Here is a 25,945-nt window from a genome sequence, read left to right on the forward strand (position 1 = left end):
ATCTTACAATATGTTAACCCTTTCATTAAGAAGAGGAGGTTAAAGGCTGATGAAAATTCATAAAAATAAAGGAGGCACTATGAAAAATAAAACCATGCTTGTTGCGCTATCTGCCGCACTTAGCACATCACTCTTTATTCCGGCAGCAAATCCTGCATCTGCGCAAAGCTCTGAAGGAGTTAAGCCAACGATGGAAATGAATAACAATAAAGATGTGAAACACAAATTTCACCCTATTTTTTCGTGGGATCGTCCTGGGCCGATTTCTCCTATTCTTCATCCTGGTTCTGCAGCGGGAGCTGGGATGGTTCAGCAGCCGCTGGATGAAATCGATCCATTAATGGAGGAGATGATTTCAGAAGGCGTCATGCCGGGTGCTGTCACTTTTGTGGCAAGGCGAGGCCATATCGTCAAGCATGATGCATATGGATATTCCTACCGCTACACGGATGATAAATTTACTGAAGCTCAGAACCCGATTGAAATGACCGAAAATACCATCTTTGACCTGGCTTCAATCAGTAAAATCTTCACCACAACTGCCGCAATGATATTGTATGATGAAGGACGCTTTCAGCTGGATGATCCTGTTGCTGAATATATTCCCGAGTTTGCCGAAAACGGAAAGGAAAATGTAACGATACGCCAGCTGATGACACATACTTCAGGCTTTACTGCATGGATTCCGTTATATTCGCAAGGGAGCAGCAGAGAGGAACGGATGCAAATCGTTTTTAAACATCCATTGGCCAATGAGCCGGGCGAAGCGTATACATACAGCGATTTGAATATGATTACGCTCGGTGCAATAATCGAACGCCTTTCAGGACAAAGCCTGGATGAGTTTGTGGAAAAACGTATAACCAAACCCCTCGGTATGAAGGATACGATGTATAATCCGCCTGAATCTTTGAAGCATAGGATTGCAGCCACGGAATATCAGCCTGCTATCAATAGGGGGCTTGTGTGGGGAGAGGTTCACGATGAAAATGCCTGGTCGCTTGATGGAGTTGCCGGACATGCGGGTGTCTTTTCCACTGCCTCCGATCTTGCCAAGTTTGCCCATATGTATGTAAATGACGGGCGGTATGGCGGCAAGCGGATATTAAAAGAAGAGACAGTGAAAATGCTGATTCAAAATCAAATCCCTCAATTTCCAGGTGATGATCATGGCCTGGGCTGGGAGCTTGGCCAGGGATGGTTCATGGATGCCTTATCAGAGGGGACTTCGCTTGGGCATACAGGGTACACTGGAACATCCATTGTCATAAACCGAAATAATGGCACGATTGCAATTCTCTTAACAAACCGTGTGCATCCTTCAAGAAATACGGTTACAACGAATATTGCAAGGCGTGCATTTGCAAGACAGGTGGCGGACTCAATTCCTTTAGCCATTCCGGGAAAAGGGCCGGCGTGGTTCTCAGGGTATGGGGATAAAGTTCAGCATGAGTTAACCGCTAAAATAGATCTAAAAGAAGAGGCGGTCCTGTCGTTCGATACCTGGTACAGAACTGAAACAAATGCAGATATGGGTTTTGTTGAGTTCTCAGAAGATGGCGTTAATTGGAAACAGGCAGCACAGCCATATACAGGCAGCAGCATCGACTGGAAAAAGGAAAAGCTGACGATTCCGGCAGGAACATCCCACATCCGATTCCGTTACGTGACAGATAGTACAGTAAACGGCAGAGGCTGGTATGTTGATAATGTAAAACTCCAGCTTTCAGATGGACAAAAAGTGACGCCAGCCCTCTCAGGAAACGGCTGGGAAAAAAGAAATTACTAGTATTCGATTTTTTAGTAAAAAGTAAGCTCATATGAAAAAGCAGTAAGGACGGTGAAAGAAATGGGTAAAGTCAGCAAAGTTATGTTTATTTTCCTTCTCACAATTACACTTGCCGTTTCGCAATTATGGATGGTAGGAACCTTGAAAAACGCAGCGGCAGAAAGTACAGCAAAGGATTTAATACTCCTGGAGAATGTACCCCAGGCCAGCACGGAAATCAGTGGAGATGCATTCCAATTAAAAGCGCTTCATGTATATAAAGAGGGGCATTTCATGGGAGTATCTGAAGGGCTGAAATGGAATTCCAGCAATAAAACTGCTGCAGCAGTTGATCAGTCAGGGAATATTACTTTAAGAGGGAAGCCGGGAAAAACCTTTATCAGTGTAACAGACGGAGTATATAAGGACCGTATCGCACTTCAAATAAAACCTAACCATAAAAAGGGCAGCAAAGACAAGCCTGCTTTTAAAGTGAAAATTATAAAAGAGCATGGGAAACGGTATGACCTCATCGGCAGGGCAGTGAAAAATATGTCTATTGAAGAGAAGGTAGGCCAGATGCTGATGCCGGATTTCCGCACCTGGAAGGGACAAAATGTCACTAAAATGCTGCCGGAAATAGAGAAGCTGGTAAAAGATTATCATCTTGGCGGGGTAATATTATTCCGTGAAAATGTGGTGACAACCGAACAGACTGCCACATTGGTTTCAGATTATCAGAAAGCTGCCGATAAATTCGGCTTATTGATGACGATTGACCAGGAAGGCGGAATTGTTACACGTCTTCAATCAGGAACTGACATGCCTGGCAATATGGCGTTAGGGGCTGCCCGTTCTGAAGAAATTTCCCGCAAGGTCGGAAAGGCGATTGGGGAGGAGCTTTCATCACTCGGAATTAATATGAACTTTGCACCTGTCATGGATGTAAATAATAATGCCGACAATCCTGTAATTGGTGTTCGTTCATTTGGGGAGGACCCGCAGCTTGTCGCTGACTTGGGTGTTGCTTATACTGAAGGATTGCAATCAGCAGGTGTTGCTGCTACTGCAAAGCATTTTCCCGGACATGGAGATACAGCAGTAGACTCACATCTTGGATTGCCTGAAGTGCCTCATGATAAAGAACGTCTAAAGGAAGTTGAATTGTATCCTTTCCAAAAGGGAATGGAAGCAGGAGTGGATGCCATCATGACTGCCCATGTTACCTTCCCTAAGATTGATGACACGAAAGCAATTTCGAAAAAAACAGGTGAAGAAATTGCCGTCCCGGCCACTCTTTCCCATAAAGTGCTGACAGAACTTATGCGTGAAGAAATGGGATATGAAGGGGTCATTACAACAGATGCAATGAATATGAATGCCATCGCTGAACATTTTGGACCAGTTGACGCAGCCGTTCGTGCTGTCAAAGCAGGAACTGATATTGTGTTAATGCCTGTTGGCCTTCAAGAAGTTGCAGAAGGGCTATTGAATGCTGTGGAGAATGGAGAAATCTCGGAAAAACGCATAGAATCATCAGTTGAGCGGATTTTAACACTGAAAATAAAGCGGGGAATTGTGAAAGAAGAGACACCGCAGCCGATTGATGAAAAAATTGCAAACGCTCTTAACGTAGTTGGATCAGAAGAACATAAACAAATAGAAAAAGAAGCAGCAGAACGTTCTATCACATTGGTGAAAAATGAAGGAGATGCACTGCCATTACAAGTATCTCCTGAGGATAATATTGTCGTTGTCGGCAATACGTATATTACAGACTTAAAGAACGCAGTGGGCAAGTTTCATGCAAACACAACGGTCATCCAGACCTCAAGCTATGCATTAACGGAAGAGCAGAAGGAACAAATCAGGAATGCCAGTGCAGTTATTGTGGGCTCCTATACGTTTAATGTATCAGGACGCTCGCCAGATAGCGCCCAGATGAAAATGATTAATTCCATCATTGCTGAATCAGAAGCTCCAGTCATTTCGGTTGGCATCCGTAATCCATATGACATCATGGCCTATCCGGAAGTTGATGCTTACATTGCACAATATGGCTTCAGAACGGCGAGCTTTGATGCAGCAGCAGGTGTTATCTTTGGCCAGATTAATCCTTCAGGTAAATTGCCTGTAACAATTCCGGGTACAGATGGCAATGTACTATATGAATTTGGGCATGGATTGAGCTATTAAGAAAAAACTGAAATTTTTAAAAGGCTGTTTTCTTATATTTAATTTGCTGAGTTGATTGGAGCGGAGGGCACTTGATCCTCGAAAATGCTGACGCATTTCCTTCGTGCGGTGTTCATTCGAGGAAGCTTATTCAATGTCCTGCGGGAAGAGAGGGAAGTGTGAGACCCTGCAGGCGAAGCCGAGGAGGCTCGCATTCCTCCCCGCGGGTTCGCTGCGTGCCTGGAGCGGAAATCAACGGGCTGAATTCAAAACAAAAAACAACAATCTTTGGGAAAAGTGCCTTTAAAAAGGAAGGATACATGCAGATCTGGTTCTTGTATGTATCTCATCCTTAAACAGGGAGGGGAAAAATAATGAAGAAATGGTTTATGGGTTTTTTGACAATGATTCTCGTACTCTCTTCTTTAACTGTTGTGCTAGCAGATAACGGCAATGGCAAAGGAAAAGGCAAGAAAAAGAAATTCGAGCTTGGTGTTGAAGTCCTTTTAGAAGAAAAGAAGGACCTCATAGAAGGAAAAAGAGTTGGCTTAATTACAAACCCGACTGGGGTCGACTCAAATTTAAACAGCATTGTTGATATTCTGCACAATGATCCGGACGTGGAGTTAACTGCGTTATATGGTCCGGAGCATGGAGTCCGCGGGAGTGCGCAAGCGGGAGAATATGTTGAGTATTATATCGATGAAAAGACAGGGCTTCCTGTTTACAGCTTATATGGAAAAACCAAAAAGCCTACCCCTGAAATGCTTGAAAATATTGACGTGCTTCTGTTTGATATCCAGGATGTCGGAACACGTTTTTACACATACATTTACACAATGGCTTACGCGATGGAAGCAGCAAAAGAAAACAATATCCCTTTCATCGTGCTGGACAGGCCTAATCCTCAAGGTGGCACAAAGGTTGAAGGACCGGTGCTTGATATGGAGTATTCCTCCTTTGTGGGGAATTACCCGATTCCGCTTCGCCATGGGATGACTGTAGGTGAACTGGCCGAATTGTTTAATGAAGAGTTTGAAATAGGTGCAGATTTAACTGTTGTCAAGATGAATGGATGGAAGCACAATATGTATTACGATGACACCAGACTTCCGTTTGTCATGCCGTCTCCTAATATGCCAACACTCGAAACAGCGTTAGTATATCCGGGAGCGGCATTGATTGAAGGAACGAATGTTTCTGAGGGGCGAGGCACAACAAAGCCGTTTGAACTGATTGGTGCTCCATTTATCAACGCTGATGATTTGGCTGGACATTTGAACGGTCTAGATCTTCCCGGGGTAACTTTTAGAGCTGCTTCATTTACACCAAGCTTCTCCAAGCATGCAGGACAGCTTTCCCACGGGATTCAGATTCATGTTACACATCGCGATGCATTCAAGCCTGTCGAGACCGGACTTCACATTGTGAAGGCGATCCATGATATGTATCCGGAAGACTTCGAATTCCGTGCAGAGAACAGTGCTGGAATTTCATTCTTTGACAACCTGATGGGCAATGGCTGGGTACGTGAAGCCATTGAGGAAGGAAAAACTGTTGAAGAAATCTCCTCCAAATGGGAAAAGAAATTAAAACAATTCAAAATGACACGCGAAGAATATTTACTCTATTAAATTTGCAGGAAAGACCTGGCGGCATTATGCTCCAGGTTCTTTTTTTTGCGGGTCAGCGCAGCACTGATGGTCCCTGGTACTGAATTATAAAGCCTGTTCATATTATGTAATAATCCATGGAGAAAGAGGTGTGTGAAAATGCTGGGGTTTTTACAAAAGATTGGCAAGTCTTTAATGCTGCCGATTGCAGTTATGCCTGCTGCTGCACTTTTGCTGAGGCTGGGACAGGATGACCTTTTAGGGATACCATTTATATCTGCAGCCGGAAATGCTGTATTTGGACATTTGGCTCTCTTGTTTGCCATTGGAATTGCCATCGGTTTTTCTAAGGATGGCAGCGGGGCAGCTGCCCTTGCTGGTGCAGTGGGTTATTTTGTACTGACTGAAGGTGCCGCAGCGATAAACGATACGGTCAATATGGGCGTTTTTGGAGGGATCATTTCCGGTATAATTGCAGGGCTATTATACAATAAATATCATGATATTAAACTGCCGGAATGGCTTGGTTTCTTTGGGGGAAAACGGTTTGTGCCGATTATCACTTCACTCGTTATGATCGTCATTGCCTTTTTGTTCGGCTATGTGTGGCCGCCGGTCCAGGCAGGCATTAACAGTGTCGGAGATTGGATAATCGGTGCAGGTGCAGCAGGTGTCGGGGTCTTTGGATTCCTGAACCGTCTATTAATTCCGGTTGGTCTCCATCATATACTGAACACACTTGTCTGGTTTGAGTTCGGCGAGTTCACCAATGCAGCAGGGGATGTCATCAAAGGAGATTTATGGCGCTTCCTTGCCAAGGATCCATCTGCAGGTATCTTTATGACAGGCTTCTTTCCTATCATGATGTTCGGGCTGCCTGGTGCAGCATTGGCCATGGTTGCGGCTGCAAAGAAGGAAAGAAGGAAAGCAGTGGCAGGGGCGATGGCCGGACTCGCATTTACATCCTTCCTGACAGGTATTACAGAGCCGATTGAATTCCTGTTTATGTTCTTATCACCGGTTCTATATTTAATTCACGCTGCTTTGACAGGTCTGGCTATGTCCATTACCTATGTCCTGGATATTCATCATGGTTTCGGGTTCTCTGCAGGCGCCCTCGATTATATTCTGAACTTCGGCATTGCCCAGAAGCCGGTTCTGCTGGCAGGGATAGGTCTCCTATATGCCCTGCTGTATTTTGCGGTTTTTTATTTCCTGATCAAGAAACTTGATTTGAAAACACCTGGAAGAGAAGATGAGGTTGAAGGTGAATTTGAAGGAAATTCCTCTTTAAAGGGCAATTATGCTGAAGCAGCAGTTGCTTATCTGGAGGCTTTGGGCGGTAAAGAAAACCTTGAAGAAATCGATAATTGTGTAACCCGCCTTCGTTTAAGGGTAAAAGATATGTCTCTTGTCGATGAAGGGGGATTAAAACAGCTGGGAGCAAAAGGGGTAATTAAGCTAAGCAAGAATAGTCTGCAGGTTATTGTTGGAACTAATGTAGAATTTCTGGCAAATGAATTGAAAAAGAAGTAAATGATAAGCTGGCTCTCCGTCATGGGGGCCAGTTTTTCTCACGGATAGTTTACATGGATACCTCTATTTTCCCTGCTTCCTCACATATTGAATAATTAAGGAACTTTAATAGTTTTATCACACCAAAATAACTTTTCGTTAAAAACCTAAAAAATCTGAATGATGGTCCTTTTCATGAAGTTATCCCCAATGGACAAGCGCCCTTTTTTTTTAGTATAGGATAGTAGTTTATGCATGTCCAAATTTTAAACATAACATGTCTACGTAAGGGTTCCCTTGCTATATGATTTTAAAGGGGGGATATCATCATGGTAGAACCATTAACGGTGTTAATTGTCATTCTTTTAGCCGTTGTATTACTATTGGCAAGTATTCTTGTACCATCAGCAGAAGGTGCCATCGTAGAGGCTATTTGCAGTCTATTGGGATGCTCTGCATCTGACGCTTAAATCAAATTACAAAAACCCTGGTATCCTTCCAGGGTTTTTCGTATGCAGAAAATCATCAAATATTTTTGAACCTGTATGTTTGTCCATTTCATAAATATTGCAGTTTCATAGAATAGTGAATGAAAACGAAGTAGGACGGGATAGATATGGAGGAAAATAAACATGAACAATTCATCAGAAAAACCTGAAAATAATAAAAATCGGTATAACTCTGAGGCTGTAGAGAAACTTGCAGCTAACTTGCTGAAGGATGAAAAAAATATCAATTTCGGATCTTTATTTAAAATGGCCAATAAGATATTAAAGGATGATTCCCTTATGGGACTGGTCGAAGAAATCTCCCAAAAGCCGTCTGAAGATAAAGATGGAGCAGCAATCGAAGAGGCTCAACACACCGAAAATAGAGAACTTCTTTCCTTGCAGAAAGAAATGAAAGCAATAAAGTCCGAGTTGAAAGCAACTCGAAAAGAGGTGGCGGAATTAAAGAAACAAAACGCTTCCCTTTTAAGTCTATATTTAAAAGTACTCAATGCAGCAAACAATGATTTTAAAAAAGGTATTGATGTTATTACAGGAATAAGCAAATTGTTAAAATAGCGACTTTATGCATTACTTTTTAGGTGTAATGCTTTTTTTTGTACAAACCTAGACTGGCATGCCATAAATCTTTAGGATAGAAAGAAAACATGGAAAGATGGTGACCATTTGGATGTAATAACAGAAAGGCTTGCTCAGCAGCAGCTAGATGCTTATAACCAGCAGAACATTGATGAATTTCTGGGAGTATACAGTGATAGTGTTATAGTAATGACATTCCCAGGGGACGAAGTTATATATAGGGGAAAAGAAAAAATGAGGGAGAGGTACAGTCAGCTTTTTAGAAACAATCCGAATCAGCACGCTGAGCTGATTTCCAGAATGGTGAAAGAAAATATAGTTATTGATTATGAGTATGTAACTGGAAGAGCGGACGGCCAATCTATTTATGCGATAGCTATGTATGAAATTAAAGAGAAAAAAATTCAAAAAGTCTGGTTTGTAAAATAAAATAGTGTTAATTAAAAAATTTCGTATACCTATAAAAAAGTATTGTGCTCTGCAGGAAAATCATTGATAATCTTTTAAAGATAGAGTGATACTCATCTATACATTTTTCTGATGAGGGGGAGTACATTGAAAATTCGTGTATCCGCTGTGCAGTATCATCTGCACACCATTCGTTCATTTGAAGAGTTTGCCAGCCAATGTGAGCATTATATTAAAACTGCCCAGGAGTTTGGGTCTGAGTTTGTTTTATTTCCTGAATTTTTCACCACACAGCTTTTATCAATAGGAAGCGAGCAGGGAACAAGTCTGACCATTAATGAGCTGCCTGGTTTTACTGAACAATATAAAAACCTATTTTCCAATTTTGCTAAACAAACCAACATGCATATAATCGGCGGTACACACGTAATTAACAGAGATGGACGCCTATATAATGTGGCACATTTATTTTATCCGGATGGGCGGATTGAAGAACAGGCAAAACTGCATATCACGCCTACTGAAGTCCATGAGTGGAATATGTCACCTGGTGAAGGCCTTCGTGTATTCGATACAGATAAAGGCAGAATAGCCATTCTGACGTGCTATGACATTGAGTTTCCGGAAATAGTCCGTATGGCTAAAGCCCAGGGAGCAGATGTTATTTTCTGCCCTTCCTGTACAGACGACCGTCATGGGTTCCACCGTGTCCGCTATACAAGCCATGCAAGAGCGATTGAGAATCAGGTGTATGTTGTGGTTACAGGGACAATTGGCTCCCTGCCTACTGTCGATTTTATGCGTGCCAATTTCGGGCAGGCAGCCGTCATTACACCGAATGATATTCCATTTCCGCCTAAGGGGATTATGGTGGAAGGCGAGCTGAATGACGATATGATTGTGACTGCCGATCTTGACCTTAGCCTTTTATATGAAGTCCGTGAGCGCGGTTCGGTTACGACCTGGCGGGATCGCAGAACAGATTTGTATGTAGACTGGGAAAAAGAAAATATCGAAGGATAGCATATGGCATATCGAAGCGAATTTTTTGTGTTTGACGGGGATAAGCCGGTGCCGGCTGTAATCAGAAATTATACGAAAGAAGATTTCGATCAGTTAATAGACATTCAGGCAGAATGCTTTCCGCCGCCATTTCCTTCAGATTTATGGTGGAATCGTGAGCAGCTGGCAAATCATGTAGAACTCTTTCCGGAGGGTGCACTCTGTATTGAGGCTGATGGAGTATTGGCAGGGTCCTTAACCGGGCTGATTGCTGATTTTGATCCTTCACACCCACAGCATACATGGGAAGAAATAACTGACAGCGGCTATATACGCAATCATAAACCTCAAGGGAATACATTATATATTGTCGATATAAGTGTACGGCCTGGTTTCCGTAATCTAGGTCTTGGCAAACTTTTGATGCAGTCTATGTATCAGACTGTCATAAACTTAGGACTTGATCGATTGCTAGGTGGAGGACGGATGCCCGGCTATCATAAATGCGCCCATGAATTGTCCGCCGAAGACTATCTCCAGCAACTGATCGAGGGGAAAAAGAAGGATCCGGTCATTACATTTTTGCTGAGGTGCGGCAGGACACCTCTTTGTGTTGCAGAAAATTATTTAGAAGATGAAGAGTCCCTTAATTATGGCGCCTTGATGGAATGGAAGAATCCTTTTAAAGATATGCGTTTATAATTCGGCAAGAAGCCCTTTTTTTAAGGGCTTTTTAATTTGAAGTTTAGCGGGCACACTGAAAAGGTAAAGGATATCATAATGATGTTCAAACCGAAATGAGGGATCCGTTCATGGTTGTAAAAAGAATAATTAAAGCTTTTATAGTAAAACAAGGTGCAACTATAGTAAAAAAGTATGTTGTTCCGGCAGTAAAAAGAAAGCTGAAAAGCAGGAAATAGATTTATGCAGGCATCTTCCATTGGGAGGTGTTTTTTTTGGGACAAAAGAAATATATAATCCCTTGTAATCTAGTGATATAGGAGGGAGCATTATTTGTCTAATTATGTAGAAATAATAGGAAAAATTGTAGATATTAAAAATTCTGAATTTTCTTTAATATAGAAACTGCAGTATTTCGGGACGCTTAAATTCTAATGTGTACCGATTACATAGGCACCACAAATAAGGAGGAATTAATTTGAAGAAGAAAATCCTGATTAAAACAGCATTGGCAGGAGCGCTTGTACTCTCAGCTGGAGGCACGACAGCTCTTGCGCATGACGAATTCAGCGGAGGTATAGAAAAAGGCGATAGTCTGGCCGGTGTTGAATTAGCGGTTCCATTGCTAGAAGGCAGCAAGAATACAGGTAATCTTCAAGAAGTGGCTGCTGTTCCTCTAAAAGAAGTTAAAGAGGGGGTACAAAATTCATCGGGTGATGTTTATGCGCATAAAGGCTTTGCTTATGTAGGCACACATACAAAAAATGGCGGAGAAGGCGGTGTCCGTGTATTTGATATGAAAGATCCTTCAAATCCAGTAGAAGTGTCGTCATTCGCTCACCTTCCAGGGACTTGGCAGGAAAAAGTGATCGTGAAAACGGTGAATACAAAGCATTTCAAAGGAGACTTAGCTGCAGTCAGCGTTCAAAAGGTCGACCGCACCAACCCTAATGCAAAAGGAGGATTTGTATTATATGATGTAACAAATCCTAGAGAACCGAAAGAGCTGGGTTTCTGGGAAGATACATCGGGTGCGAGAGGAACACATGAACTTTACCTTACAGTCCAGGGGAATAATGTTTATGTGCTGACGGCAAATTGCTATGCAGATCTATACTCTCATGGGGAGAAGATGGATGTTAATATTGTAGACGTTTCAAAACCATCGTCACCTGAAACCATTTATGAATTTAATCCGCGCAATTATATTCCTGAAGTGAGTGATGAGAATTATGACGGGTATAATTGGACTGATGAAGAAGGAGTTAAAAGGGCAGCATTTGCACATAGCGTCAAAACAGATGGAACCGGGAATACAGCCTTCCTCTCCTACTGGGATTTAGGAACAATCATGCTTGATATCAGTGATGCCAAAAATCCGGTATACCTTGGCAGAACTGATTTTGCCAACGATGTTCAGGGAGCTGCCCATTCAATGGATTTAGCTAAAGGCGGGAATGTCCTTATTGAAACAAGGGAGGTATTCGGACCTAATAGAGAGGGCTTTGAGAGTGCCTATGGGTACACAATGATTTATGATATTAAAGATAAAGCGAATCCAAAGCTGCTAAGTACCTTTAGAACGGATTTCACTGAGAAGATTCCTGGTGGTGCGACAGTTCATGATCCTAAGGTCCAGGGGAACACATTGTACCTCTCCCATTATGCTGGCGGAGTGAGGACAGTAGACATTACTGATCCATCTAATCCCGAGGAAATTGGTGTCTATATTCCAAGCAAATCTAATATTTGGGGTGTATTCGTAGATCGCAATTATGTGCTTGCATCTGATATGGGTTCCGGCCTTAAAGTTCTGCAGAAGAACGGCAGCCACTAATAACTGAGATACGGAAATTCTCTCCATGCTGTGATGAAGTCTGATTTTTATACTGAAAGTAAAATGAAAGAGATTCTTAGATCTTACTTGTTCTCATTATGTTAAAAATGAATCCGATAAAAACAGCTGAAAATTTCAGCTGTTTTTTCTGTTGTCTTTTTTTTAGAATGCAAGGGCAAGTCAGCCAATATCATTTACTAAACGTTTAACTTTTTTCAGCAAGGGTACTGAAAACCAAGAAACTGATTCATTGAAAGGATGATAGATTTGCCGCCATCACTCAATATAAAGATAAATGGGATAGAAATGAAGGCAGAACAGGATCAAACCGTTTTGCAGTTATTAAATGACAGCTCGATCGAAATTCCTCAGGTCTGCTTCCATCCCAGCCTGGGAGCAATAGAAACCTGTGATACCTGCATTGTTTCCGTGAATGGAGAACTTGTGCGGTCATGCTCCACGAAAATTAAAGATGGAGACATAATCGATACGGTGGAACCTGATGTAAAACAGGCACAGACTATTGCCATGGATAAAATTCTCTTTAATCATGAGCTGTATTGTACGGTTTGTGACTATAACAACGGGGGATGTGAAGTACATAATACGGTTAAGGCGATGAAAATCAATCATCAAAGCATCCCGTTTGATCATAAGCCATATGAAAAGGATGAATCTCACCCATTTTACAGATATGATCCGGATCAGTGCATTCTTTGCGGCAGATGTGTGGAAGCCTGTCAGGATGTCCAAGTTACTGAAACCCTAACAATTGATTGGGAGAGACAGAGACCAAGAGTTATCTGGGATAATGATGTGCCCATTAACGAGTCCTCCTGTGTTTCCTGTGGACACTGCTCCACTGTTTGTCCGTGTAATGCCATGATGGAAAAGGGGATGGAAGGCGAAGCAGGGTTTCTGACTGGCATAGCCAAAAACACCCTTCGTCCAATGATCGAAATCACTAAAAATGTTGAAACAGGATATGGCTCCATTCTGGCGATATCCGATATGGAAGCTGCTATGCGGGAAGAGAAAATTAAAAAGACCAAAACCGTCTGCACATATTGCGGGGTCGGCTGCAGCTTTGACGTATGGACAAAAGGCCGCGAAATATTGAAGGTTGAACCTCAGGCAGAAGCGCCCGCCAATGGCATTTCTACATGTGTAAAAGGGAAATTTGGCTGGGACTTTGTAAATAGTGAGGAACGTTTAACCAAACCGCTAATCAGGGAAGGCGATTCATTTCGTGAAGCAGAATGGGACGAAGCTCTAAATCTAATTGCCCGGAAATTTACAGAAATCAAAGAAAAGCATGGCCCGGATGCGCTTAGCTTTATTACCTCCTCTAAATGCACCAATGAAGAATCGTATCTCATGCAGAAGCTTGGCAGGGCAGTTGTAGGAACGAACAATATTGATAACTGTTCAAGGTATTGCCAGACTCCGGCAACGGTAGGCTTATTCCGAACTGTTGGATATGGCGGTGATGCAGGTTCTATAGAAGATATTAAAAACGCCGAATTAGTGCTGATAATCGGCTCCAATACATCGGAATCCCACCCGGTTCTTTCCACCAGGGTGAAACGATCCCAGAAGCTTAACGGCCAGAAAGTAATCGTGGCTGACTTGAGGGAACACGAAATGGCAGAGCGTTCGGATCTGTTTGTGCGTCCTAGAGCCGGTACTGATATGGTATGGCTTTCTGCCATTACGAAATACATTATCGATCAGGGCTGGGCGGATGAGAAGTTTCTTCAGGAAAAAGTAAACGGACTGGAGGAGTTTGTATCAAATCTGGAGAAATATACGCTGGAATTTGCAGAAGAAACAACCGGTATCTCCAGAGACAATCTAATCAAAATGGCTGAAATGATTCATGAAGCCGAAAGTGTTTCTGCATTATGGGCAATGGGTGTCACGCAGCATCTAGGAGGCAGTGATACAAGCACAGCCATTTCAAATCTCCTGCTAGTAACCGGCAATTACGCTAAGCCTGGTGCAGGTGCATATCCATTAAGGGGCCATAATAATGTACAGGGGGCAGGAGATTTCGGAAGCAGTCCTGATAATTTGCCTGGTTACCAAAAGGTGTCAGATCCTGATGTGAGGAGGAAGTTCGAAAATGCCTGGGGTGTAAAGCTTCCTGAAAAAGCCGGATTGAATAATCATGAGATGGTAGAGGGAGTTCATGAGGGGCAACTGAAAGCAATGTATTTAAAGGGCGAAGATATGGGGCTTGTGGATTCCAACATCAATTATGTGCAGGCAGCATTTGAGAAGCTTGATTTCTTTGTCGTACAGGATATTTTTCTATCCCGTACTGCTGAGTTTGCAGATGTTGTTCTCCCGGCAAGCCCAAGTCTGGAAAAGGAAGGGACATTTACGAACACAGAAAGAAGAATCCAGCGTCTGTACAAGGCGTTTGAGCCCCTTGGAGATTCAAAGCCGGATTGGCAGATTATTACTGAAGTTGCGAATCGCCTAGGAGCAGGCTGGACGTATACACATCCAAGCGAAGTAATGGCCGAAGCAGCAAAGCTTATGCCTCTATACGCTGGCGTTACCTATGATAGATTGGAAGGATACAATAGTCTGCAATGGCCTGTCGCTGAGGACGGAACTGACACTCCACTCCTCTATACGGATGGCTTCCCGTTCCCGGATGGCAAGGCAAGACTTTATCCGGTAGATTGGACTCCTGCTCTAGAATTCCCGGCGGAATATGATATCCATGTCAATAATGGCCGTCTCCTGGAGCATTTCCATGAAGGGAATATGACATATAAGTCAAAAGGAATCAGCTCTAAAACACCGGAAGTGTTCCTTGAGGTATCACCGGAGCTGGCAAAGGAGCGAGGCTTGAAAGACGGCACGCTTGTTCGACTGACTTCACCGTATGGCAATGTTAAAGTTAAATGCCATATAACCGACAGGGTAAAAGAAAAGGAAGTTTACCTTCCTATGAATGATAGAGGAGACGCGGCCATAAATTTATTAACAAGCAGCTATGCCGACAAGGATACTGATACACCGGCATATAAGGAAACAAAGGTAAAGCTTGAAATTCTGAGAGAAGAAGGCAGCAATCCACTTCCTAGAATTAATCACCGCTATGGCAATCCGCAGCCGCAAATAGGTGTAAATGTCCAAAAGAAATGGGCAAGGAAAGATTATATTTTCCCGGGAGAATTGGTGAAAAAGGAGCGGAAGCAGCATGGCTAAAGCGATTAATAACATCAAGCGTTTTGAATTGTCACCCGAGGATAAACGAAAAAAAGACCTGGAACAAGTGGAGAATGCCCTCATAGAAAATAAGGAACCTATACTTGAGCTTCTGACAGCGGTCGGACATATGCATGATCGGGGAGTTCTCTCATTATTGAATGGCCTGTTTGGACAGGGAGATAAAGTTTTGAATGTCCTTGTTAAAGCATTAGACAAACCGGAAGCTACAAATACAATAAAAAACCTGCTTCTTATGGTTGGAACCCTCGGTACTATAAATGTCCAGCAGCTTGAACCCTTGCTGTTAAAATTAAATTCAGGTATTGCAAGAGTGGCGGAATACAAAGATACTGATGAAAAAACAAGCTATTTTGATCTTGTTAAGGCATTGAAAGATCCGGAAGTCAATCGGGCAGTTACCCTCCTGATCACCTTTTTAAAAGGAATGGGCGAAGATACAAGCGCCATGGAAAGGAACACCCAGCTTCCAGAAGAACAGAAATTGCACAAAATGGAAAATAACGAAAGTGATGTTCCTCCAAACAAGAGAGAATGAAAGCAAGCCAGTGACCGCTAATCAGGTCACTGGCTTTTTATTATATAACATAATAAAAATAGGTATATAGACTCAAATTTTTACAATATTATCTTATAAATCAAAAATATAGCAGAATTTTGTGGAAAAATGGAAAACCATATACTAGAATTGCAATAAGGATAGATAAATAGGTATACCCAATACATACATCATTTGAGAAGGTATTAGAAAGAGGGTAATGAAGTGGGCATCATAAATGAAGGTAGTTTCATTGAAACAGTCCACATGAAAGGGTTGCAAATCTCCCTGATTGCTTCGGGGGATGGGACAGAGGTTATTTATCATAGGCTGGAGCCAGATGCAAGGTGGGGACTGGAACCGTTAGAAGGCGGTGAAACGCTGGAATATCTTCATATGCTTTCCGGTGAACTGCTATTAAAAGATTCTAATGGAGAAAAAACGCTAAGACCCGGTGATTCGTTCCAAAGATGTCCTGTAACTGAACATCATATTTTTCAATCAATAGGTCAATCTGAATTTTTATATGTAACCTCTAATCCAGTATTTCATTACTATAGCAAAGTGACAAATGAATTAAGAGATTTGGTCATATCAATTGAAGAAAAAGATGGATATACAAGTGACCATTGCGATCGAATTACAAAAATGTCAATGCTCATGGCTGACGCGCTTGATTTAAATTCCCGGCAAATTTTAAAACTTAATCTAGCTGCATTCTTGCATGATATAGGAAAAGTAAAGGTGCCAGTTGAGATTCTTCAAAAACCGGGTAAATTAACCTCTGATGAGTGGGAGTTAATGAAACAGCATTCGACGTTTGGACGCGAAATATTGCAAGAAACAGGTCTGCCGAGTTTAATAGAAGCAGGCGAAGTGGTAGAGCAGCATCATGAAAGATTTGATGGCACAGGATATCCCAAAGGTCTTAAAGGGGATGAAATTGCTATAGAGGCTGCCATTATTTCTGTTGTAGACTCATTTGATGCAATGACTACTGATCGTGTTTATCAGAAAGGCAGAAGTGTACTTGAAGCAATAGATGAACTTATACAAAATCGGGGTACCATGTACAATCCAGAGATCGTTGATACATTTATTAAAATAAAAGAAAAATTAGTGAAAATTTAAAGGGGGAATAATAATGAAGAAAGCAGCAATTGTTCTATTAAGTTTGATGTTAGTACTTGTTTTCAACGCGAAGACGTCAGAGGCTGCATATTTACCTGAATATGATAAATATGTAGAAGTATCGTATCAAGAAGCTAGGTATATAGCTGATTTAATGGGGTTACAGGGCTATGAATTAGGTGAAGAAACAGCAAGATTGTCATTTGAATTGCAGGAAGGATTAATAGCAAAGATCGAGAAAGTCCTCAGAACGGAAATTGACCATTATTACATCTGGTTAACCGTGGATGGCGAAACGGTTCTGGGTATAGATCCTCCACATCCAATGTTTTAAGAGAGGGCAAGTCAAAGAACAGCTTTGACTTGCCTTTTTTTAAAGGATTTCTAACACATATATACGCTTAATACATTTGCATATTCAAATTTTCAGCATAAATGTGAACTGAATTTAGATCCTTTTTAAATGAAAAAGAGGGTGTCAGCCCCCTCTTTTTAATCTTCCTCCCCTGAAACGATCCTTTCAGAATGAGAATAAACATTAAAAGCCTGACCTCGAATAAAGCCAACCGCTGTAATATTTAGGTCTTCAGCCAGCTTGATGGCTAAATCAGTCGGTGCTGATTTTGATAGGATGATGCCAACTCCAATTTTGGCGGCTTTTAGCAGGACTTCCGAAGAGATTCTGCCGCTGAATGCAATGACTTTATCTCTTACAGAAATCCTGTTTTCAATGCAATAACCAAGGATTTTATCCAGTGCATTATGCCGGCCAATGTCTGTTCTGCTGACAATCATTTCATCTGCAGAAAATAAGGCGGCATTATGTACTCCTCCGGTTTCTTGAAAAATCAGACTGCCATCCTGAAGCTGTTTCATAAAAGAGATGCACTGGCTGGGAGACAAGGTCAGCTTTGATGTAGAAGTTCTGGCTGTCCTGGCATCATTGTGAAAATAAAATTGCCTGCTCTTTCCGCAGCATGAACCAATAAACCGCTTGGAGTGGAATTCATGGCTTGCTGTAGAAGTTTGGGTATGCAGCTCTACATATGCAAAACCTTTGCTTTCATCTATTTGAATATCCTTGATTTCTTCAAATCTCCTGATAAAGCCTTCAGAAGCCAAAAAGCCGATTGTTAATTCCCGAATATTCTCTGGGCTGCAGACCATTGTTGCGAACTCTTCTCCATTTAGGTGAATGGTGAGAGGGTGTTCAGAAACAATTGAATCTTCTGCTTCCTGCAAAACTCCATTCTGAAATCTGACAATTTTTCTGCTGCTTTGAATATCCATTAATTTTCCCCCTAAAACCTTTCGACTAACAAAATATTAGCATAAAATTTCAGTTAACAAGAAATTTAGATTGTTTAGTTTGACAATAATTGTATTAATTGATTAACTTATTAAAGTGTATACAGACTTGTATAAATGAGATTATACATGAAATTAGAGTTTTGAGGGCTGGAATATGAACAAATATGAAGCTGAATTCAGTAACTTAGTGCGCTCCTTCCGGAAAAAGCATATGGGCAAAGGACCAAGCAAGGTTAGGACCACGTTCTGCAAAAATTGGGCTATTTGTGAAATGGAAGGGAATTTATCTCCTGTAGAAAAGTTTATAGCGAGTGCAGACGAAGGGAAACAAATGCTTCGGGCTGCCAGAACAGAAATGGTCAAGGAAATGTATAAAAAGAATCGGCCGGCAGAAATGGAAGATTTTTTGCAGGCAAGGCTAATAGACCTTTTTGTGGACATTGATATAGAACGGGATTTTGGAATGTCAGTTTTTGTATTCGATCAGGACATTCAAAGCAAGTTTATGGAATTAAAAGACTGAAATCTGGAAGATATATTCTGGATTCCAGTCTTTTTTATTTTTTTTGGTATCCTTCTTACAACTCACGTTGGATACCTTTATATGTGTAAAATAAGGAATTATGTCATATAAGAATGGCGAAAAAAGGGGTTTAATGTCACGTTTGAAATATTTTTGTAATATTACTCTAACAAGTCTGTCAAATAAGGATGGTATAATCCTCCATGGAAAGACAAATTTACTAGAGACAAAGCTGAAAAGATATACATAGATAAATAGTTTGATATACGGCTGTTTAATAGACCGAGTACATATTAGAAAGCAGGGTAATGACTTTGAAAAAAAGACTCCTCGTTTTAAATACGACAATTATTCTTGGGCTTGGAAGTGCTTTTTCAATCCCGGGAGTAAATGCTGAATCAATTAATAAGCTCGAGAATCAAAAAAGCCAAATCCAGCAGCAGCGTTCCAATTTGCAGGCTACATTGGCTGAAGCTGATAAGGAACTGGTAAGTGTACTTAAAGAAATTGCAGAGTTAAATGCTAAAATTACTAAAGTTGAAAAAGCAATTGAAGATAATAATAAATTAATAGCAGAAACGGAAACTAATATTACTGATACAAAAGCCGAAGTAGAAAAATTGAAGGAAGAAATGGCGATCATCGAGGATAGAATTGAAAAGAGAAGTGCTATACTGAAGCAGCGTGCACAATCTTTCCAGGAAAGCGGCGGATCGGTTGCATACCTGGATGTTCTTCTTGGTGCTTCCAGTTTCAGTGATTTCGTTGACCGTGTCGGAGCAGTAACTACATTTGTTCAGGCAGACAAACAATTACTGGAAGAACAGGAACAGGATAAAAAAGCTTTTGAAGAAAAGAAGGCTGCAGTAGAAGAAGAGCTTGCGGGATTAACAAGCATGATGACTGAGTTAAAGGGCATGCAGACTACTATGGAAGAACAAAAACAGCAAAATAGCTCATTAATCCAGCAGTTAAAAGAAAAAGAAAACTCTATTGCTGATAAAAAGGCAAAGCTGCAGAGTGAAGATGTTAAATATGCATCATTGATTGCTGAAATCGAACAAAGCATTGCTGCCCAGACAGCACCGGCAGCTCAATCTGTACCGGCAGCCCAGTCAGTGGCTTCAGCACCATCAGACTCAGCTGCAGTGAATAAGCAAAAACCTGCTGCCCAAAAAACAAAAGGTTCCAGCACGTCTGCTCCAAAGCCAAGCGTTAATGGCGGAAGCGCAATCAGCATTGTTACCACTGCAGGCAATAAATATATCGGTAATTCTGTTTATGTGTTTGGCGGCGGAAGAAATGCTTATGATATCGCAAATGGAAGATTTGATTGCTCAGGCTTTGTACACTGGTCATTCTCCCAGGCAGGAATCAGTGTCGGAGCTAGCACAGATTCTCTTAAATTTGCCGGACGCCAGGTTTCAGCAAGCGAGATGAGAGCGGGAGATCTTGTTTTCTTTGATACCTACAAAAGGGATGGCCATGTAGGCATTTACCTTGGCGGCGGTAAATTTATCGGTTCCCAAAGCTCTACGGGAGTTGCAATTGCAAATATGTCAAGCGGCTATTGGAAAACTAAGTTTAACGGCCGTGTTGTACGCATTATAGAATAGTGAAATGAACCTGACTTCCATGTGAAATTTGGAAGTCAGGTTTTTTTTGATCCTATCTGAGTTAGAGGTAGAAACAGGTTCGGACTCAAGTTATCGAATTTGCAGCTCCTGAGTCCGAAGTAGAACCAAGTTCAGACTTAAATTTCAAGATTTGACCTGTCAGAGTCAGAAGTTACTCCAAGTTCGGACTCAGTTTACAAGATTTCCTCCATCTGAGTCAGAAGTTACTCCAAGTTCGGACTCAGTTTACAAGATTTCCTCCATCTGAGTCAGAAGTTACTCCAAGTTCGCACTCAATCTCCTATATTCCCTCTATTTGAGTCAGAAGCTACGCCAGGTTCGGCCCTCATCTCCTAGATTTCCTCCACATGAGTCCGAATTTGCCCCCAGCACCCGAACAAAAACCCTATCCATAAAAAACTCGCAAATTTTTAATAAATTCAAAATATTTTATTGATTATTACAATTAAGCATGATTAAATAGTAAATAACAAACAACTTATCAGATATGTGATGTCTGCAAAGAAAGGGGGGCGTGAGGATGAATGTGAAAAAGATTTCAACACGCAAAATTTCTGAGATTGCTGCTGAGCAAATTGAAGATATGATTGCCAAAGGATCCTTTAAACCTGGGGATAAGCTTCCTTCAGTAAGAGAGCTGTGCGAATTATTCGGCGTAGGACGGTCAGCTGTAAGAGACGCCCTAACCTCTTTGCAGGGCAAAGGAATTGTGCAGGTTAAGCAGGGAGAAGGCACTTATATAACCAGGTTTGATTCTTCTAAGCTGTTTATCAATCCGCATTTGCATCCGGACATAAAAGACATCCAGGAGTTGTTCCAGGCAAGAAAAATGGTGGAAACAGGGCTTGCTGAAATGGCAGCTGCAAATCGGTCGGATAAAGATTTGGCAATGATGAAGACGCTGATTTCCGATGCAGCCATACATGGATGGGAGGAGGATTACCAGTTTCATATGGCGATTGCCCGTGCAGCAGGTAATGATATTCTTATCCAATTTGTGCAGTTCATTTCTGAAACATTAAAAAAGTCCATGATTGATTTTCACCATTACCTCGAAACACGGGCTGACATTGCGAGGAAAATTGAAGAGCAGCATTTGGAGATCTATTTGTCTATTAAAAATCAGCAGCCGGATCAGGCACATAAGAACATGGTTGACCATTTAGAATTGGTTGAGAAACTATTGCAGATGAGTATCCTTCAGGAGCAATGATGTTTTTTTGATTAATATTAGAAACACTGTTTGTTATTACGAAACAAAAGGCGGTGGATAGTTTGATTGCAGCAGAATCAATAAGTGAGTTAAAGGCTTCTTTAAGGGAAGACCAGATTAGTAAAAATGAAGCTTCAAGCCCATTTGGCAATTCCGGAGATATGGTTGTTTTTCCGGAAACAGAAGAGGAAATTGCAGCTGTACTTAAGCATTCAGATTCGAATGGTTTAACCATCAACATTATGGGCGGAGGCACAAAGCGGGGGTTCGGTGGCTTAACCGAAAAAACGGATATTCTTCTATCGCTTGAAAAATATACAGGGATTGTGGAACATACGCCCGGAGATATGACGTTAACAGTAAAAGCCGGAACTCGCTTTAAAGATCTTCAGGATTATCTGGCACAGCATAATCAAAAAATATCACTCGATCCTTATTGGCCTGAAAATGCCACAATAGGCGGGATCATTGCAGCAAATGAAAGCGGACCCAAAAGATTGGGCTACGGTTCAGCCCGTGATGCAGTCATTGGTTTAAGGACTGTTTACCCTGATGGAAAAGTAATCCGATCCGGTGGAAGAGTCGTAAAAAATGTGGCCGGCTATGATATGAATAAACTATTTATTGGGGCGATGGGCACACTTGGTGTCATTTCTGAGGTCACCTTAAAGCTTCGCCCTATACCTAAGTGCGAGAGCCTGGTTCTTGTTTCGTTTCCACAAGGAAACCTGGAGGGAATTAAAGCTTTTGCTGTGAAGGTTTTGGACTCTATGATTGAACCTGTCTCACTTGAACTCCTGAATCCGGCACTTTCTGATAAGCTAGCCGGAATAAACGCCTACACTATAGCGATGGGTTTTGAAGATGTGGAAAGCTCAGTCCGCTATCAGGAAGAATTCGTGAGGAATATGTTGCCTGATGATGCGGAATTGTTTATAAATCCAAAAGAAAAAGCCGATTTGTTTTGGCACCGGTTTTACAGGCACATCCCCAATGGATTGGATGGGGAATTGCCAATCCAAACCGAAGCCACCCTTAAAATTGGAACTGTAAATCTTGAAGCGTTGAACTTGTTAAAGGAAACGGAACTGCTGAAGGACCGATTTAATGTAAGTATCGAGTCACATGGAGGACTTGGGCATGGGTTGAGTCAAGTGACCATTAGAGGAGCAGAGTCAGATGTCGCCAATGCAGCTGTACACGTAAGGCAGTCCGCTGAAAGAGCAGGAGGATATGCGATTGCAAAACACCTGCCATTTGAGCTTCGGAAAAAAGTGGATGTTTGGGGAAGTAAACCTTCTTATTTCTTTTTGCTCCATGGGATTAAAACAAAGGTTGACCCAAATATAACATTAAGCCCAAACAGATTCATAGGAGGGATTTAAATGAGTGTCCGGGAACTCGATTTAAAGCAAGAACCGCCATGTACCTCAGGATTGGGAAATTATTTATGGAGCGATCCGCCCGATGAAAAGAAATGGGCTGACTGTGTCCATTGCGGCATGTGTTTGGAATCTTGCCCGACATATGAACAGACAGGCCAGGAACAGCATTCTCCAAGGGGCCGGGTTCACTTAATTAAATCAGTCGCAGAAGGAAAGCTTCAAGTAAATGAGCAATTCATGGACCCGGTGTTTCAATGTCTGGATTGCCGCGCCTGTACAACTGCATGCCCGGCTGATGTCGATGTGGGCGGTTTGATTGAGGAAGCACGGGGCCAGATTCGTCAGGCAATGCCATTAACAGGTGTAAAAGGAGCCATCAGCAAATTTTTTCTTCATGATCTATTCCCGCACCAGAATCGCTTAAATACGCTCGGCAGCCTTCTGAGATTCTATCAAAAGAGCGGCATGCAAAAAGCTGTCCGGAAAACTAAATTAATCAATGTCATGCCGCAGCACCTCGTAGATATGGAATCTATCATGCCTGAAGTGAAAGAGCCTGTTAAAAAGAAATATAAAGACGTAAAAGTAATAAAAGCAACAGGGGAGACAAAGCAGGAAGTTGCCATGCTGACCGGCTGTGTAATGGATGTCATGTTCAGTGATATTAATGAATCCACCATCAACGTACTGACCAGGAATGGAAATGATGTTGTCATTCCACAAAACCAGACTTGCTGCGGAGCCCTGCATGTTCACGCTGGAGACCGTGATATGGGCAGGAAGCTGGCAAAGCAGAATATGGAGGCATTCAAGGACTTTGATAAAGTGATTGTTAATGCTGCCGGGTGTGGGTGCATGATGAAGGAATACGCAGAATTATTTAAGGAAGACCCGGAAATGCATGCAAAAGCGGAAGAGTTTTCTGAAAAGGTAGAGGATATTTCAAAATTTCTTCATGAAACAGGCTATGAAAAGCCAAAGGCTGAGATGAACACTAGAATTACTTATCATGATGCCTGTCATTTAGCGCATGGACAGGGGATCCGGCAGCAGCCGCGCGATATTCTCCTTGATATTCCCGGTGTAGACATGGTTCATATGCCTAATTCAGACCGCTGCTGCGGAAGTGCAGGTATCTACAATATTACCAATCCTGAAATGGCCAATGCGGTCCTTGAAAGCAAAATGGAGAATGTGCCCGATGATGTGGAAATGATCTCGATGGGTAATCCCGGCTGTATGCTGCAGATGGCAATGGGAGTTCAAAAATACGGCAGAAACCAGAAAATCGTCCATACAGTCCAGCTTCTGGACTGGGCTTATCAAAAGGAAGACCGTATGCGGGAGGGAGAAGAGTGAAAGCAAAAGACCGGGTTAAAACAAAGGATAAACACATCTTAAATTTGGCTGATATTGTTGGCGGTGCCCGTTCCATTCTTTACCTGAAAGAAGATCTTGTTGCCTATGACTGTGACGGCTTTACGATTCATAAACATCTGCCGAAGGCAGTCGTTTTTCCTAAAAACACACAAGAAGTGGCGGAGATTGTTAAATATTGCTCTGAAAACGATCTTCCCTTCCTTGCAAGGGGAGCAGGAACAGGGCTTAGCGGCGGAGCCATACCGCTTAATGGAGAAATCATTATCAGTATGGTCAGGATGAAAAAGCTTATTAGCGTAGATCTGGAAAATCGCCGTGCCGTTGTAGAGCCTGGATTTGTCAATCTGAAACTCACCAATTCCATATCTGATAAAGGATATTATTACGCACCGGATCCATCCAGCCAATATTGCTGTACAATTGGGGGCAATGTCGCAGAAAATGCCGGCGGTGCTCATTGTCTGAAATACGGAGTTACGACAAACCATATACTGGGACTTGAAGTGGTCATGCCTAATGGCGAAATAGTGGAAATTGGTAAAGACGGTATTCCGGATGCTCCGGGATATGATTTGCTTGGTCTGATCACAGGTTCTGAAGGAACCCTTGGCATTGTGACAAAGATAACAGTCAGAGTTCTGAAAAATCCTGAAGGAAAACAGACCGTACTTGCCTACTTTGATCGGGTTGATGATGGCAGCCAGGCTGTATCGGACATAATTTCTGCAGGTATAGTGCCGGCAGCCCTTGAAATGATGGATAAAACTGCGATTGAAGGGGTGGAAGCTGCTGCTTTTCCGGTAGGCCATCCAAAAGATATCGAAGCAGTGCTCCTGATTGAAGTGGATGGGATTGCTGCGGGAATTCAGGAACAGATTGACCAGATCCTCGAGGTATGCCGAAAGAGGAATGTCCGTGAAGTCCGGGCGGCCGGAAGTGAAGAGGAAAGAGCCAGATGGTGGGCGAACCGGAAGACGGGCTTTGGTGCAATGGGAGCCATCTCTCCTGATTATCTGGTTCAGGATGGGGTTATTCCCCGAAGCAGGCTGCCTGAGGTTTTAAGCAGAATCAATCAGATCAGCAGTGAATCGGGTTTGAGGATTGCGAATATTTTTCATGCAGGAGACGGAAATCTTCACCCCCTTGTTCTTTTTGATGCACGGGTACCAGGAGAATCAGAGAAAGCGCTTGAAGCTGGAAGCCAATGTCTGAAGGTATGCGCGGATGTTGGAGGGACCATTACTGGAGAACATGGCGTCGGCATTGAGAAGCGGGAAGAAATGCGCTTTGTTTTCACAGAAGAGGAAATTGCTGCCCAGACAGAGATCCGGGAAGTCTTTAATCCCCATAATCTTTTAAATGCAGGAAAGCTGTTCCCATCGCCAGGCAGATGTGCGGAAGTTAAAAAAGAGATGAAGGCCCAGGCAATTTCATAAATTGCCAGCCTTTCCTGGTGAAAGGCTGGCATTGAAAACAGAGAAGAATAAAATTGTG

The 25,945-nt window shown here is 42.2% G+C and carries 21 protein-coding genes; 20 read left to right on the top strand and 1 reads right to left on the bottom strand.

Translation table 11 applies throughout. The features are described from left to right. The first annotated feature begins 49 nt into the window (after positions 1-49). From AC3WTL_RS00840 to AC3WTL_RS00905, 14 genes are all read left to right on the top strand, one after another. Positions 50-1,789: a serine hydrolase domain-containing protein gene (locus tag AC3WTL_RS00840; protein ID WP_492368781.1), complete on the top strand. Its 1,740-nt coding sequence runs from the start codon at positions 50-52 to the stop codon at positions 1,787-1,789. 60 nt (positions 1,790-1,849) lie between these two features. Further along, complete coding sequence (locus AC3WTL_RS00845) at positions 1,850-3,964, top strand: glycoside hydrolase family 3 protein (protein ID WP_492368782.1); 2,115 nt, start codon at positions 1,850-1,852, stop codon at positions 3,962-3,964. A 353-nt stretch (positions 3,965-4,317) separates the two neighbouring features. After that, complete coding sequence (locus AC3WTL_RS00850; RefSeq protein ID WP_492368783.1) at positions 4,318-5,577, top strand: exo-beta-N-acetylmuramidase NamZ family protein; 1,260 nt, start codon at positions 4,318-4,320, stop codon at positions 5,575-5,577. 138 nt (positions 5,578-5,715) lie between these two features. Then, entirely contained in the window at positions 5,716-7,092 is a 1,377-nt protein-coding gene (gene nagE, locus AC3WTL_RS00855) for an N-acetylglucosamine-specific PTS transporter subunit IIBC (RefSeq protein ID WP_492368784.1), read from the top strand. A 308-nt stretch (positions 7,093-7,400) separates the two neighbouring features. Beyond that, positions 7,401-7,541, top strand: a complete 141-nt coding sequence (locus AC3WTL_RS00860; protein WP_156185226.1) for a hypothetical protein — start codon at positions 7,401-7,403, stop codon at positions 7,539-7,541. Positions 7,542-7,703: 162 nt separating this feature from the next. Continuing rightward, positions 7,704-8,138 carry a hypothetical protein gene (locus AC3WTL_RS00865; RefSeq protein ID WP_248348107.1) on the top strand — a complete coding sequence of 145 codons (435 nt, stop codon included), beginning with the start codon at positions 7,704-7,706 and terminating at the stop codon, positions 8,136-8,138. Between the two features lie 108 nt (positions 8,139-8,246). After that, positions 8,247-8,588 (top strand): nuclear transport factor 2 family protein, encoded by a 342-nt coding sequence (locus AC3WTL_RS00870; protein ID WP_197216942.1) that lies wholly within the window; start codon positions 8,247-8,249, stop codon positions 8,586-8,588. 126 nt (positions 8,589-8,714) lie between these two features. After that, positions 8,715-9,590, top strand: coding sequence for a carbon-nitrogen hydrolase family protein (locus AC3WTL_RS00875; protein ID WP_163144428.1), 876 nt, complete (start codon positions 8,715-8,717; stop codon positions 9,588-9,590). A gap of 3 nt (positions 9,591-9,593) precedes the next feature. Continuing rightward, entirely contained in the window at positions 9,594-10,271 is a 678-nt protein-coding gene (locus AC3WTL_RS00880) for a GNAT family N-acetyltransferase (protein WP_404322275.1), read from the top strand. 457 nt (positions 10,272-10,728) lie between these two features. Next, complete coding sequence (locus AC3WTL_RS00885; protein WP_248348105.1) at positions 10,729-12,087, top strand: LVIVD repeat-containing protein; 1,359 nt, start codon at positions 10,729-10,731, stop codon at positions 12,085-12,087. 258 nt (positions 12,088-12,345) lie between these two features. Further along, positions 12,346-15,312, top strand: coding sequence for a formate dehydrogenase subunit alpha (gene fdhF, locus AC3WTL_RS00890; protein WP_248348103.1), 2,967 nt, complete (start codon positions 12,346-12,348; stop codon positions 15,310-15,312). After that, positions 15,305-15,871 (top strand): helical membrane plugin domain-containing protein, encoded by a 567-nt coding sequence (locus tag AC3WTL_RS00895; RefSeq protein WP_492368785.1) that lies wholly within the window; start codon positions 15,305-15,307, stop codon positions 15,869-15,871. Before fdhF ends, AC3WTL_RS00895 begins: the two co-directional genes overlap by 8 nt. Before the next feature lie 225 nt (positions 15,872-16,096). Beyond that, a complete protein-coding gene (locus tag AC3WTL_RS00900) occupies positions 16,097-17,002 on the top strand; it encodes an HD-GYP domain-containing protein (RefSeq protein WP_226617541.1) in 906 nt (301 codons plus the stop codon). Positions 17,003-17,015: 13 nt separating this feature from the next. Continuing rightward, a complete protein-coding gene (locus tag AC3WTL_RS00905) occupies positions 17,016-17,336 on the top strand; it encodes a hypothetical protein (RefSeq protein WP_048012068.1) in 321 nt (106 codons plus the stop codon). A 158-nt stretch (positions 17,337-17,494) separates the two neighbouring features. Here AC3WTL_RS00905 and fdhD read toward each other — a convergent pair whose 3' ends face one another. Then, the gene (fdhD, locus tag AC3WTL_RS00910; RefSeq protein ID WP_163144411.1) at positions 17,495-18,292 is read right to left on the bottom strand and encodes a formate dehydrogenase accessory sulfurtransferase FdhD; all 798 of its coding nucleotides are present in this window, start codon (positions 18,290-18,292) and stop codon (positions 17,495-17,497) included. Positions 18,293-18,467: 175 nt separating this feature from the next. Between fdhD and AC3WTL_RS00915 the strand changes: the two genes are divergently transcribed. From AC3WTL_RS00915 to AC3WTL_RS00940, 6 genes are all read left to right on the top strand, one after another. Then, a complete protein-coding gene (locus tag AC3WTL_RS00915; RefSeq protein ID WP_048012041.1) occupies positions 18,468-18,836 on the top strand; it encodes a Na-translocating system protein MpsC family protein in 369 nt (122 codons plus the stop codon). A 308-nt stretch (positions 18,837-19,144) separates the two neighbouring features. Further along, positions 19,145-20,452 carry a C40 family peptidase gene (locus AC3WTL_RS00920; RefSeq protein ID WP_252219069.1) on the top strand — a complete coding sequence of 436 codons (1,308 nt, stop codon included), beginning with the start codon at positions 19,145-19,147 and terminating at the stop codon, positions 20,450-20,452. A gap of 541 nt (positions 20,453-20,993) precedes the next feature. Continuing rightward, on the top strand, positions 20,994-21,686 hold the full coding sequence (locus AC3WTL_RS00925) for a FadR/GntR family transcriptional regulator (protein WP_048011045.1): 693 nt from the start codon (positions 20,994-20,996) through the stop codon (positions 21,684-21,686). A 62-nt stretch (positions 21,687-21,748) separates the two neighbouring features. Beyond that, on the top strand, positions 21,749-23,071 hold the full coding sequence (locus AC3WTL_RS00930; RefSeq protein WP_252222456.1) for an FAD-binding oxidoreductase: 1,323 nt from the start codon (positions 21,749-21,751) through the stop codon (positions 23,069-23,071). Next, positions 23,072-24,430 (top strand): (Fe-S)-binding protein, encoded by a 1,359-nt coding sequence (locus tag AC3WTL_RS00935; protein WP_163144403.1) that lies wholly within the window; start codon positions 23,072-23,074, stop codon positions 24,428-24,430. After that, complete coding sequence (locus AC3WTL_RS00940; RefSeq protein ID WP_252219065.1) at positions 24,427-25,887, top strand: FAD-linked oxidase C-terminal domain-containing protein; 1,461 nt, start codon at positions 24,427-24,429, stop codon at positions 25,885-25,887. Before AC3WTL_RS00935 ends, AC3WTL_RS00940 begins: the two co-directional genes overlap by 4 nt. Positions 25,888-25,945 lie beyond the last annotated feature (58 nt).

The sequence above is a fragment of the Cytobacillus sp. EB106-05-05-XG126 genome, assembly GCF_058791715.1.